The sequence below is a fragment of the uncultured Campylobacter sp. genome, from assembly GCF_937996225.1.
Lineage (GTDB): Bacteria > Campylobacterota > Campylobacteria > Campylobacterales > Campylobacteraceae > Campylobacter_B.
The window spans coordinates 24,524-37,763 of record NZ_CALKTC010000074.1 but is presented as its reverse complement, the minus strand read 5'-3'; the positions used below and the strand labels follow the sequence as shown (position 1 = coordinate 37,763).

The 13,240-nt window shown below is 49.5% G+C and carries 11 protein-coding genes; 4 read left to right on the top strand and 7 right to left on the bottom strand.

Features of this window, described 5'->3' with window-relative positions; all coding sequences use genetic code 11:
- The coding region (locus Q0174_RS08585; protein ID WP_298043300.1) for an ankyrin repeat domain-containing protein at positions 1 to 1,022 on the top strand (1,022 nt) is incomplete at its 5' end.
- Positions 1,023 to 1,139: 117 nt separating this feature from the next.
- Here the strand turns inward: Q0174_RS08585 and Q0174_RS08580 are convergent.
- From Q0174_RS08580 to ileS, 7 genes are all read right to left on the bottom strand, one after another.
- The gene (locus Q0174_RS08580) at positions 1,140 to 1,805 is read right to left on the bottom strand and encodes a ThiF family adenylyltransferase (protein ID WP_298043299.1); all 666 of its coding nucleotides are present in this window, start codon (positions 1,803 to 1,805) and stop codon (positions 1,140 to 1,142) included.
- A complete protein-coding gene (locus tag Q0174_RS08575) occupies positions 1,802 to 2,893 on the bottom strand; it encodes a carbon-nitrogen hydrolase family protein (protein ID WP_298043298.1) in 1,092 nt (363 codons plus the stop codon). Before Q0174_RS08575 ends, Q0174_RS08580 begins: the two co-directional genes overlap by 4 nt.
- A 9-nt stretch (positions 2,894 to 2,902) precedes the next feature.
- Entirely contained in the window at positions 2,903 to 3,088 is a 186-nt protein-coding gene (gene xseB / locus Q0174_RS08570; RefSeq protein WP_005872361.1) for an exodeoxyribonuclease VII small subunit, read from the bottom strand.
- On the bottom strand, positions 3,078 to 4,184 hold the full coding sequence (locus tag Q0174_RS08565) for a homoserine O-acetyltransferase (protein WP_298043297.1): 1,107 nt from the start codon (positions 4,182 to 4,184) through the stop codon (positions 3,078 to 3,080). The genes xseB and Q0174_RS08565 overlap by 11 nt, the downstream gene beginning before the upstream one ends.
- A complete protein-coding gene (gene guaB, locus Q0174_RS08560; protein WP_297922424.1) occupies positions 4,181 to 5,632 on the bottom strand; it encodes an IMP dehydrogenase in 1,452 nt (483 codons plus the stop codon). Before guaB ends, Q0174_RS08565 begins: the two co-directional genes overlap by 4 nt.
- Before the next feature lie 2 nt (positions 5,633 to 5,634).
- Positions 5,635 to 6,993 carry an Asp-tRNA(Asn)/Glu-tRNA(Gln) amidotransferase subunit GatA gene (gene gatA, locus Q0174_RS08555; protein WP_298043296.1) on the bottom strand — a complete coding sequence of 453 codons (1,359 nt, stop codon included), beginning with the start codon at positions 6,991 to 6,993 and terminating at the stop codon, positions 5,635 to 5,637.
- A 96-nt stretch (positions 6,994 to 7,089) separates the two neighbouring features.
- Entirely contained in the window at positions 7,090 to 9,849 is a 2,760-nt protein-coding gene (gene ileS, locus Q0174_RS08550) for an isoleucine--tRNA ligase (RefSeq protein WP_298043295.1), read from the bottom strand.
- A 118-nt stretch (positions 9,850 to 9,967) separates the two neighbouring features.
- Here ileS and Q0174_RS08545 point away from each other — a divergent pair, with 118 nt between their 5' ends.
- From Q0174_RS08545 to Q0174_RS08535, 3 genes are all read left to right on the top strand, one after another.
- The gene (locus Q0174_RS08545) at positions 9,968 to 11,098 is read left to right on the top strand and encodes a CinA family protein (protein ID WP_298043294.1); all 1,131 of its coding nucleotides are present in this window, start codon (positions 9,968 to 9,970) and stop codon (positions 11,096 to 11,098) included.
- A gap of 12 nt (positions 11,099 to 11,110) precedes the next feature.
- On the top strand, positions 11,111 to 11,869 hold the full coding sequence (locus Q0174_RS08540) for a hypothetical protein (RefSeq protein ID WP_298043292.1): 759 nt from the start codon (positions 11,111 to 11,113) through the stop codon (positions 11,867 to 11,869).
- 557 nt (positions 11,870 to 12,426) lie between these two features.
- A complete protein-coding gene (locus Q0174_RS08535; RefSeq protein WP_298043290.1) occupies positions 12,427 to 12,957 on the top strand; it encodes an NAD(P)H-dependent oxidoreductase in 531 nt (176 codons plus the stop codon).
- Positions 12,958 to 13,240: the final 283 nt, after the last annotated feature.

Genomic DNA, 13,240 nt, shown 5'->3' with positions numbered 1-13,240 from the left:
TGAAAGATAACAATCTAACCGTCGATCATACTATGCACGGAGGGGTAACGCCCGTGATGTATTCTAGCTTTTGGGATGATACGAATACTACCCAAGAGCTTATAAAATTGGGAGCGGATATACATAAAAAAGACGAATACAAGCTATCCGCTATGGCTTATGCTATAGAAAATAATGCTACTAAAGCGGTAAGACTGCTTTTAGACAACGGGGTTAAATTTGAAGAGGCGGAAGTCGTTAGAAATAGGCTGCTTCCGCCGAATTATAACCATATAAAATCTTTGCAAATAAGTGACGATGGAAATTTTACGTTGATTTATGATACCGACTACCCTATGATTAGTATAGGAGAGCCGAATTATTTCTTTTCATATCTTACGAATACGAATATGTATGAGATAGCGAAGATGGCATTAGAAAGCGACTATAAGCCGTATATTTGGAAATTTCAAAACTCTACGGTGGGTCTAAGGTACGGAAACGATATCAAGAAGGTCGTGCCTGAAGGGATATTAAATGATAAAGCGGAACCGACGGATGGATTTGATATTACCGAATATGATTTTTCATTGTATGATACATTTCCGGGTACTCCAAATTACGAACCGATTTTAAAGCTGCTTATGCAGTATAACGTAGGCGGACAACCGAGTCCGGAATTTCTAAAACGAAAATATGATGATTGTCATAGAAACTATATATATAGTTTGGATAGTTATTATAAAATAAACTACGATGCAACTTATTATATACCTAAAAGTGAAATTTCGCTTATAACGACGGTATATCGCAAATATTGCAAAGATAGAAATTCTACATTTAAAGATGTTTATGAATATACGAAATTTGCAAGCGAGTTAAATGAAATGGAAGCGGTATCCATCCATATGTATACCAGAGATAAAGACGGTCGTAAGCTTGATCGGCCGTATAAAGATAATTTAAAAAAGCTGGATAAATATATAGATGAGATCCCATCCGATGAGATAAAAAATGCAATAAAAGAATCTTATGAAAACTAGATATTAAGGAGAGTGAAATGACAGAAGAAGAGTTAAACTAACACGCTCAAAATTAGCTTTTTGATATAAAGTCAACCCACAAGCTCGGGCTTAAATTTAAACTAGCCCGAGCCAAAACTACAATCTTATCTTCCTAACTTCCAGCTCACCGCCAAAAAAGTTCGCGTAGTAAAGCAGGTCTTTTTCGACCTCAAGCCCCGCTAGGTAGCGCAGAGCGAGGTTCGCCTCAAAGCTCGCCGCAAACATCACGATCGCAGCCGTTATGCCCGCAGGCGTCGCGTTTAGGCTCGGGAAAAATTTAAAATTGGCATTCTGCACGAAGCAGACTTGGCACTGCCAGCTGTCCACCGACGCGAACACCCACGGTACGCCTATTTGCTTAGCAAACGCATCGATCTGCGCGCGTGTGGCGAGATTGTCGGTCGCATCCAAAATGAGATCAAATTTCTCGCCCGAGGCGGTCGCGCTAGCGAAAAATTCCTCCGCGCGGCTTTTGTGCACCTCCACGCTCACGCCGTCGTAGCGGCTTTCCGTGCGGCTTTTAAAAACGTCCGCTTTAAATTTGCCCTCGTCTTCGAGCGTGAATAAAATTTGCCTGTGGATGTTGTGAAGCGCCACCGTGTCGAAATCCACGACGCTGATCCGCCCGATACCGCTTGCGCCCAGAGCGTAAGAAAGGCTGCTTCCAAGCCCGCCCGCGCCGATGATTAGGATGCGCTTATCCGCAAGCGCGCGCTGCGTCTGCTCGCCCCAAAGCTGGATCTGCCTGTGAAAGTAGTTCATAAAAGCCCCCTGCCGACTAGATTTTTTCGGAATTTCCACAGCCCGCGCGCCGCAGCGATCTCGTCCGCGTCCACTTCGCACATCAGCACGCCCTCTTCGTTTTTCAGCTCGTTTGCGATCTCGCCGCCGGGGGTCGCGACGAAGCTCTCGCCGTAAAATTTAAACTCGCTTTCGCCGAATTTCGCCTCGCCGATGCGGTTGGCGCGGATGACGTAGAGCGAGTTCGTAAACGCGCGCATCTTCAAAAGCTCGCGCCAGCGCCCGCCGCTTTCAAAGGTCGAAGCGCACGGCACGAGCACGCAGCCGACGTTTTTTTGCATAAAATAGCGCCAAAATACGTCAAAATGCGCCTCATAGCCGAAGCAGACGCCGAATTTCACGCCGCCTTCGCTAAAGATCATCGGCGAAATTTTACCGATTTTGCGGCTTTTGCGGTTGGCGAAAAAGCCCTCCTCGTTCCAGTGCGGATAGTCCATCAGGATATTTTGATCGTAAAATTTCACCTCCGAGGGCGAAAATTTCGCGCAGGATTTCACCCAGATAGGCTCGTTTTCGCTCGCGCAAAAGATCTCCTCTTCGCTCGCGTCTTTTTGGTTTTCTTGGGAATTTAGAGCGTTTGGGGCTTCGGAGGCGCTTTTTAAATTTGCGGCTTTGAAATTTAAAGATTTTGCGCCGCAGGAGTTTGAGCCGCCTTTGGAACTCTGCTCGCTTTTAGAATTTGGCTCGCCTTTGCAATCAATCTCGCTTTTAAAGCTTGCGGAATTTTCGCCGCCCAAGCTCTTTTGAGTCGCGCCGCCGAAAATGCCCGCCTGCCTCAAAATCGCGCCGCTAGCGGCTCTGATTATCGGCGCTACGATATGTAGGTCGTATTTAGCGGCAAGCCGCGCCATCAGCTCCTGCTTATGCTCGCTCTGTTCGCAGGCAATAGAGCGGGGCATCTTTTTAAGCTCGCTAAAGAAGGAATTTAGCTCATATTCGCCCAGTAGCACGATCCGCGCGCCGTTGTCTTTGGCGACCTTCATATAGTAATCGATCCGATTTTCGCTCATCGAAAGCGTCGGTAATTGCAAAACGCATACGTTTATCATTGCCGCCTCCTAAGCTTGCTCGGGTGCGTTTATTTCGGCGACCTCGAGCTTGGCGTTTTCTAAAATTTCCTTCGCCTCTTTTAGCAGCGCCACGCCCTGCTTATACAGCTTCACGCTCTCCTCCAAGCTCAGATCCTTGTCGTTTAGGCTCTTTAAAAGCGCGTTAATCTTCTCCATTTTTTCCTCAAAACTCATCCAAAATCCTTTTTATGATGTAATCAAATTTTTCTATCTCGACCAAAAACGCGTCGTGGCCGTAGTCGCTGTCGATCTGCGCGTAGCTCGCGCGATCCTTTTTGCCTAGATCGCTCATCGCATCGTAAATTTCTTTCATCAGCCTCGGCGGAAAGAGCACGTCGCCTTTGAAAGAGATGAGGTGCAGGCGCGATCTGATCTGCGCGCAGGCGTTTTTAAGATTGCCGTAGTGGCGCGTGCAATCAAATATATTCATCATCTTGGCGATGTAGAGATAGCACAGTGGATCGAACCTGCGCGCGAAATTTTCGCCGTTGTATTCAAGGTAGCGATCGACCTGAAAGCGCCCGTTAATCTCGTAAAGACCGTCGGTTTCGACGTAGTTGCGCCCGAATTTATCCTGCATCGAGCTCGGACTTAAAAAACTTATATGCCCTGCCATGCGCCCCACTGCCATGCCGTCAAGCCCGTGCTCGGCGATCAGATTTTTATCGTAGTTGCCGTTTTTAAAATTTGGATCGCGCAAGATAGCCTCGGTCGCGATCTTATTAAATGCGATCGCCCAAGGCTGCGTGGCGTAGGTGCTTGCGAGTACGAAAATTTCATCCGCAAATTCGGGATATTCTATCGCATAGCACAGCGCCTGCATGCCGCCCAGACTGCCGCCGATAACGGCGCGGGCGCGAGCTATACCTAGGCGCTTTAAAAGCATCATCTGCGCGCGCACGACGTCCGAGACGACCACTACGGGAAAGCGCAAGCGGTACTCGCGGCCGCTGCTTTCATCGACGTCGAGCGGGCAGGTAGAGCCGAAAGGCGAAGCTAAAATATTTATGCAGATGACGAAAAATTTCGTCGTATCGACCGCTTTATGATCGCCGATGAGCCCGTCCCACCAGCCGGGCTTAACGTCGCCCTCGTAAAGTCCCGCGGCGTGCGCGGAACCCGTTAAGGCGTGACAGATTACGATGACGTTGGATTTATCTGGATTTAGCTCGCCGTAGGTTTCATAGGCGAGCTTGAAGTTGGAAAAGACGCGGCCGCTCTCCAGATAGAGCGGCTCGTCGAAATTTTGAATTTTGCTCTGAAGGATCACTGATTTACTCGGTAATTCGGCGCTTCCTGCGTGATGATGACGTCGTGGACGTGGCTTTCTTTAAGACCTGCGCTCGTGATCTCGACGAATTCCGCCTTTTGCTGAAAGGTCGCGATATCCTTGCTGCCGCAGTATCCCATTGAGCTTCGTAAGCCGCCTAGCAGCTGAAAGATCACGTCTTTTAACATACCTGCGTAAGGCACACGCCCCTCGACGCCCTCGGGCACGAGTTTTTCTTTTGCGGTGCCGTCTTGAAAGTAGCGATCCGAGCTTCCTTTTTGCATCGCCGCTAAGGAACCCATGCCGCGGTAGGTTTTGTACTGGCGACCCTGAAACGTAATGAGCTCGCCCGGGGTTTCGTAGCAGCCTGCTAGCAAGCTTCCCATCATCACCGAGCTTGCGCCAGCGGCTAGGGCTTTAGCGATGTCGCCCGAGTATTTGATGCCACCGTCTGCGATGATCGGAATTCCAAATTTAGCCGCCTCGATCGCGCAATCGTTGATCGCGGTGAATTGCGGCACGCCCACGCCTGCTACGATGCGGGTAGTGCAGATCGAGCCCGGGCCGATACCTACTTTAATCGCGTCTGCTCCCGCGTTTGCGATATCTTTGATACTGGCGGGGTTTGCGACGTTTCCGACTACTACGTCCACGTCGAAATTTCGCTTCAGCTCCTTAAGCGTGTCGATAATGCCTTTGGAGTGTCCGTGCGCAGAGTCCATCACAAGCGCATCTACGCCCGCTTTGACGAGAGCTTCGGCTCTTTGCAGATGGCCTACGCTGATTGCCGCGGCGACGCGAAGGCGACCGAATTTGTCTTTATTAGCGCTTGGATATTCGATGCGCTTTTTAAGGTCTTTAATCGTAATAAGCCCCTCTAAGTGGCCGTTTGCGTCGATTATCGGAAGCTTTTCTACCTTATTATTTCTAAAAATTTTCTCCGCATCATCAAGCGTGCAGCCTTTTGGAGCGGTAATTAGCGGAGCCTTAGTCATCTTCTCGCCTACTAGCGCGGCGGTGTCGGTTTCAAAGCGCAGATCACGATTGGTTAAAATTCCAATCAGCACGCCGTTGTCATCGATAACGGGAATACCGCTGATGTGGTACTCGCTCATCAGATCGAGAGCGTCTTTGATCGTGGCGTCCGCCTTGATCGAAATAGGGTCTATAATGACGCCGCTTTCGCTCTTTTTTACGCGGCGAACCATCTTGGCTTGGGAGCCCTCGTCCATATTTTTATGGATCACGCCGATGCCGCCGAGGCGCGCCATCATTATCGCCGTGCGGTACTCGGTGACCGTATCCATCGCAGCGCTCACAAGAGGGGTATTTAGCGTGATATTTTTCGTAAAACTCGTGCTGATATCGACCTCTTTGGGTAAAATTTCAGAGTATTGCGGTACCAACAAAACATCCTCGAAGGTCAGAGCCTTTTTGACGATCTTCATACTTATCCTTTCACGATTTTTTCTAAACTCAAGCCGCCGTCCAGCACCGTTTGTTCGTCGTAGGCGCGCCCGATAAGCTGCGCGCTGATATTAAGAGCCTCTTTGTTTTTCGCTATCGGCACGGAGATTGCGGGAAGCCCCGCTAAATTTACGCCGATCGTGTAGATGTCGCTAAGATATGCGCGAAGCGGATCGCTAAGCTCGCCGAATTTATATGCCACGCCCGGCGCGATCGGCATAAAGATCAAATCGGCGTCTTTTAAAATTTCCTCATATTCGCTTTTGATGAAGGCTCTTGCCTTCTGCGCTTTGATGTAGTACGCGTCGTAGTAGCCACTGCTTAGTACGAAGGTGCCTAGAAGCATACGGCGCTTGACCTCGTCGCCAAAGCCTTCGCCGCGGGTGTTGGCGTAGAGCTCTTTTAAATTTAGAGCCTTCGCGCGGTTTCCGTAGCGTACGCCGTCGTAGCGGCTTAAATTTGCGCTAGCTTCGGCGGTTGCGATGATGTAGTAGGTCGCGATGTCGTATTTGGAGCTGCAAAGATCGCGGTAAACGATCTCGTGCCCGAAGGATTTTAGCTTTTCTATAGTTAAATTTAAAGCCTCTTTGACCTGCTGCGAGGCCTCGTCGATATAATTTTTTATAACGGCGATCTTAAGCTTGCGATCCGCGTTTAGCTTATCTGCGGTGCTTTCGTAAGCGCCCGCGTAGCTCGTGCTGTCCATCTCGTCGCGGCCTGCGATGATGTCGTATAAAATCGCCGCATCCTCGACGCTGCGCGTGATCGGTCCTATCTGATCGAGACTACTCGAATACGCCGCGAGCCCGTAGCGACTGACTCTGCCGTAGCTCGGCTTAAAGCCTACGCAGCCGCAAAATGCCGCCGGCTGGCGGATAGAGCCGCCCGTATCGCTTCCGAGTGCAGCTACGGCGATATTTGCCGCTACGGCAGCCGCGCTTCCGCCGCTACTGCCGCCTGGTACGCGCGAGTGATCGGTCGGATTGAGAGTTTTGCCGTAGAATGAGCTCTCAGTCGTGCTTCCCATCGCAAACTCATCCATATTAGTTCGTCCAAACGGCGCCAAACCGCGCTTCCGTAGCTTTTTGATCACCGTCGCGTCGTATGGCGCGACGTAGCCTTGCAGAATTTTACTCGCCGAGGTCACGCTCCAATCTTTTACCTGAATGTTATCTTTGATCGCGATCGGTACGCCCTCGCCGCTGATGTTTAGAGCCTCGCCCGTGAGCTGCTCGACGTAGGCGCCGAGCTCTTTGGTTTTTAAAATTTTATCCTTTAGCTCCGCTCTAAGCGCCGAAATTTCATCCGCGCTCAGCTTTAGAGCCTCTTTCAAACTTATCATCTGCCATCCTTAAATTTATTCACGAAATAGATTCCCACGCCCGTTGCTACGCAGATCAGCGCGATCGTAAAAAATACGAAGCCAAGACTTATGGGGCTAGCGAGCATGCATGACCTTTGCGCAGCGTGGGCAGAGCTCATCAGGCTCTTTTGCGTTAAATTTCCAGCATCTCGGGCATTTGTGCTTCGATGATTTTACGAGGCGGAAAATTTCGTCGTTTATCTTAAACTCCGCCAGAGCCTCCTCGCTTTGCAGAGTGTCCACATCGCTTACCATGAACCAATCCGCTACGCCCAGGATGTCGTTTGATAAAATTTCGTTCGAGCTCGTCTGCAAAACCAGCTCAAGCGTCGATTTGATGATTTTGTCCTTTTTCAGCGCGTCGATGAGTTCGAAAAATTTCTCCCTCGATTTGATTAAAATTTCGTCGAATTCTAGAAAATCGTCAAATTCTATCGGCTTATATGTCAGATCGAAAGCGTCCTGCTTGCCCTCTTTGATGATACGCGGCGCGAACTGCATCACTTCGTCGATCGTGTAGGTTAGCGTAGGCGCGATTAGAGGCAGCAGCGCTCGCGTAATTAGAGCGATCGCGCTTTGCGCGCTTCTGCGGCGCGGCTCGTCCGGCTCGTCGCAGTAGAGCCTGTCTTTGCAGATATCAAGATAAATTCCGCTCAGATCGGCGCTTAAGAAATTTAGTAGCTGATTGAAGCCCTTTGAAAAATCGTAGTTTCTAAACGCCGCTTCCGCGCCCGCAAAGGCATTTGCAGCGCGCGTTAGGATCCAGCGGTCAAGCCGCGTAAAATTGCTCGTCTCGATCTCGCCCAGATCGCTGGTGCTTGCGAGCAGAAATCTTATAGTATTTCGGATCTTGCGGTACTGCTCGCTTACCTGCTTTAGGATATTGTCGCTGATCTTTAGATCGGTCGAATAATCGCTCATCGCGACCCACAGGCGTAAAATTTCCACTCCGTGGCTCTTTGCGACCTCTTGCGGATAGACGACGTTTCCGACGGACTTACTCATCTTCTGACCCTTCTCATCGACGGTAAATCCGTGCGTAAGGATGCTTTTGTACGGCGCGCATTCGTTAATCGCGCAGCTTAGAAGTAAGGAGCTTTGAAACCAGCCGCGGTGCTGGTCGCTGCCCTCAAGATACATATCTGCAGGGAATTTGCCAGCATCGTAAACGCCGCTTTGCAGCACCGCCTTCCACGTCGAGCCGCTCTCAAACCAAACGTCTAAGATATCCATCACCTTTTCTAAATTTTCAGGCTTATAGCCGCTATCCTGTGGTAAAAGCTCCGAAATTTCCATCTGCCACCAAGCATCCGCGCCCTTAGCCTTAAAAATTTCGTAGATATTATTTAAAATTTTCTCATCAAAAATCGGCTCTTTGGTGTTTTTATCGCGGAAAAACGCTATCGGCACGCCCCAGTCCCTCTGGCGCGAAATACACCAATCGGGGCGGTTTTCTATCATCGAGCTTAGGCGGTTGATGCCGCTTTGCGGATAAAATTTAACCCCTCCGATCTGCTCTAGCGCCACCTGGCGCAGCGTCTTGCCGCTAGGCATTGGCTCGTCCATCGCGATAAACCACTGCTTCGTTGCGCGGTAGATCACCGGTTTGTGCGTGCGCCAGCAGTGCGGATATGAGTGGACGAATTTGCCGGATTTGATAAGCGCGGGGCCTAGAAGCTCTAAAATTTTCTCGTTTGCTTTGAAAATATGCATCCCCACGAGCTCATCTACGACGTCTGCGCGGAAGAGTTTTTTGGTTTTAAGAGTTTGATCGAAACAGCCGCCCTCATCCACGGGCATAATTACCTCGATGCCGTATTTAAGCCCTACGAAATAATCATCCTCGCCGTGTCCCGGAGCCGTATGCACGAGTCCGGTGCCGCCGTCCATTAAAACATGCTCGCCGAGGATAAATTTTGAAATTCTATCGTTTAGCGGATTGATCGCGTTTAAGCCCTTAAGCTCGGTAGCCTTAAATTCTTTTACGATCTCGCCCTTGGTGATGCCCAGGCTTACGAGGCTTTCGACCAAAGGTTTTGCAAGGATCAAATTTTCGCTCGTCAGCGCGTAAATTTCATTCGGGTTCAAAGATATTGCGCCGTTTGCGGGCAGCGTCCAAGGCGTGGTCGTCCAGATGACCGCTTTAGCGCCTTTAGCGCCGATTTTAGCGTTCGCTTCACTGCTTAGATCGAACGCCACGAAGATCGAGTAGTCCTCTTTGTCCTTGTATTCGACCTCGGCTTCTGCGAGCGCACTTTTTGCAGCCCAGCTCCAAAACACGGGCTTACTTCGCTCGATCAGAATTCCTTTTTTAGCGATCTGGCAGAGCGCTTTGTAAATTTCAGCCTCAAACTCAAATTTTAGCGTCAGATACGGATCGTCCCAGTCGCCCAAAATCCCCATATCTTTAAATTCATTGCGCTGCACGTCGATAAACTCTTTGGCATGCTGTCTGCAAAGCTCGCGTATCTGCACTTTTGAAAGCGATTTTTTCCGCTCACCTAGTTTGATCTCTACTTGCTGCTCGATCGGCAGGCCGTGGCAGTCCCAGCCCGGCACGTAGCGGATCTCCTCGCCGAAGAAATAATGGGTTTTGGTGATGATGTCTTTTAAAATTTTATTCAGCGCATGGCCGATGTGGAGGTGTCCGTTAGCATACGGCGGGCCGTCGTGGATATTAAAGCTAACGCTTGTGCCCTTACGTTTAGCCTTCATCTTTTCGTAAATTTTACGCTGCTCGTACCATGCCTTAAACCGCGCAGGTTCGTTTTGAGGCAGTGCGCCTCGCATCGCAAAATCCGTCGTAGGAAGAAAGAGAGTATCTTTGTAGTCCATATTTGTACCTTTTCGTGTCTTAAAAAATTTGTGAAGTTTATCCAAAACGCCATTAAAAAGCTCTGAAAGAGCAGTCTGCGTTTATGCTATAATGTGCGAAAATTTAATGAGGGTCTTTATGAAAAATATCATCCTTGTAATCGGCGAGGAGATCCGCTACGACGCGGCTTTGATGAGCTATATTTCTCGCAGCTACGAACGAGTTTTTGGGCGGATCGACGATTTGAAATTCTTAAGCGAAAACGATAAGGTTTTGCCCTTCGCGCTTGAAAAGATGATCGATTCGTACGATTTCATCACGATCTTTGCGGCAAACTCCGCCTACGCGGTCGTCGGAAAAATTTTATCGACGCTCTCTTTCGATTCGCTCGAGCTAAAAAACGGAGAAACCTTAGCGCCCTCGATGGCGCGCGCGGTGGCGAAAAACAGCTTCCTGCTAAACATCAGAGGCTGCTCGGTAAACGTGATCAAGGCGCTTTGCTTGCAGAGCCTGCCGCCGATCCTTCAAGACGCGCCGAACGCGGGCGAGAGCTTTTATCTATTTGATTGCGAATACGAAAGCGTAAAGCAGCGCCTAGAGAGCCTTGCAATCAGTTATAAAATTTCGCTTACGATCAGTAGGCCCTGCTCCTTTTTGCTGCTCGTGCGCGCCAGTGCGATGAAATTTGGAGCGCTGGATGCGTTTTTACAGAGCGTCGGCAAGTATTATGAGAGCTGCTACATCGAAGGCGGCGATTTTATGGGCTTTGTGGTGGATAGACTGCGCGAAATAGGCGCTAAGATCACCTTTGCCGAAAGTTGTACCGCAGGGCTCATCGCCGCAAAATTCGGCGCGATCGCGGGCGTGAGCGACGTTTTCGACGGCTCGCTCGTAAGCTACGCCAATGAGATAAAAAATCTCTGGCTCAACGTGAGCGAAGATACGCTCGCTCGCTACGGCGCGGTAAGCGCGCAGACCGTGGGCGAGATGCTGGAGGGCGCGCTGCAAAGCAGCGGGGCAAGCTTTGCTCTTGCGGTAAGCGGTATCGCGGGCCCCGGCGGCGGAAGCGCGCAAAAGCCCGTAGGGACGGTCTTTATCGGCGCGAAGGAGCAGGGCGGTAAACAGATCGTCGGGGAATTTCATCTAAATGGCGATCGAAACTACATCCGCGAGCAAAGCGCCGATATCGCTATCTGTTTGCTTTTGAAGCTTAGAAGCGATCTGTTTTTCGGGCGGCTTCCAAGCGCGATTGCAAGGGATGAAATTTAAAAGGAGCGGATTTTGAAAAGACGAATTTTGAAAGGGTGCGGAGGCGATTCGGCGCAGAATTTTATCCGAGCAAGCGGCGAGCGGGGCTTTGGACGGTTGCGAAATTCCGTTTCAGCTGGCAGCGAGCAAAATTTTATCTCGGCGGGTCGCGCTAGAAATTTTAGCCTTATAAATACGGCGCGAAATTTTACTTTGGCGCTAGCCGCAATATGTATTTTGGGCGGCTGCGACGGCGGATCGGACGGACAAGATCGCGAACAAAGCGCACGATCGGAGCAGAATTTTAACGCGGGTAATCAAGGGCAAAATTTTAATAAAAGTGCGGATAGCTCGGGGCAAAGCTCCACGCAAAATTCTACGCAAAGCTCTATACGAGGCTCCGCGCCGCAGGATTTTGAGCGCAAGCGAAACTCCGATCTGAACTCCACGATAGACGAGCTTGCAAACGATGTTAAAGTTTTGGGCGAGGCTTTGCAAAATTTGCAGAAAAAGGCGCCCGAAGTCTTGAGCGATTTCGCCGCTCGCAACGCGGACAGGATAGAGGATCTGCTAAAGCAGGGCGAGGTGGCGGCGCGCGAAGCGGGCAAAAACCTTGATAAAATGGGCGAAAGCCTGCAAGGCATTATCAAGGACGCAAATGAAAGTATCGGTAAGGTCTTGGAGGGCTTTGGCGTGCAGCCTAGACAGGGGCCTCGCGGCGGGCGTTCGCAGGAGCGCGACGATAATTCTGGGCTTGAAGAGGCGACCGATAGGCAAAGCTTTAGAATTTAAATTACGCTAAATTCTACTCAAAATTTTTTGTTGCAACTACTACCCGCAGGAAAGCGGCAAGTCTTCGCAAGAGCGTGACGAGCCTGCACGAAAGCGCGACAGACACTCATAAGAGCGCGATGAGCACCCGCAGCCCGACGACGGGAGCGGCGAACAAAGCTTAGAATTTAAGCACGGCTAAATTTCGCTTAAATTTATTTGTTATGGCGAATGCTCGCAGAGAAACGGCGCTAAATTTTATTAAAATTTCCCCTGTGCGGCGGTTTCGTTAAAATTTTACTCGCGCGAGCCTCCGCATATGGAATATGAATATTTGCAAAGAAGTGGTAAACCGCCGTAAAACGCGACGAGTGCCCCGAAGGCAAGCATTTCTAAATAAAGCGCGAGTAACGGATGAAGTTTGGAATTCAAAGCTCGCGCTCTTTGAAGTTGCTGTAAAGATAAGCAGGCAGCGGCTGGTAAAGCTTTAGAATTTAAGGTCGCTTGCGATAAAACAAGAAAAATTTTACGAAGTAGGGCTATAATGCGCCCCGCAATTTCAAATTTAAAGGATAGAAATGAAAACTCTCATTATTTTAGCTCATCCAAATATCGCAAACTCGCTCATAAACCGCCACTGGAGGGATGCTGTGCTAGCCCATCCCGATAAGTTCGAGCTTCATGATCTTTACGCGCTTTATGCGGATTTTAAAATCGATGTGGAAAAGGAGCAAAAATTGCTCGAAAGCCACGATAAAATCGTGCTTCAGTTTCCGTTTCGTTTTTCAAACTGCACGCCGCTTCTTAAGCAGTGGTTTGAGGATGTTTTTACGCGCGGCTGGGCTTATGGCACAGAGAGCGGCGGCAAGCTTAAAGGCAAAAAATTCGCGCTTGCGATCTCTTTGGGTGCGACGAGAGAAAACTACGATAAAAACGGCATCGTAGGCTTTAGCGTGGATGAGGTGCTAGCGCCATTTAAGGCTACGTTTAATTTCGTCGGCGCAGTTACGCTACCAAATTTCGTCTCATACGGCTTTACTTACGATAAAAGCGAGCAAGCCGTAGAAAATAGCGCGAAAAATTATATCGAATATTTAAAAAAGCTTTAAATTTACCGCCTCGAAGGCCTTGAAATTTATCGTCCGCGCCGCTCGATAAATATGCCGAATTTAAAAATTTAAACGCTACGGCTTGCGCTTGATTGCAGTGCTCTAGCGTGCCGTAAGATTTAAATTTAAAACGCGGCGCGTCCGATCTCGGCGCCTTTATTACGCAACGTCGCAAATATCGCATTTGAAATTTCGCGCTCGCCGCCGCGGGTAAGATTTTAAAATTTCGTTCGCGCTTTGTATGCAAACGCAAATGAAATTTCAAGCAAAATTCCGCATCTAA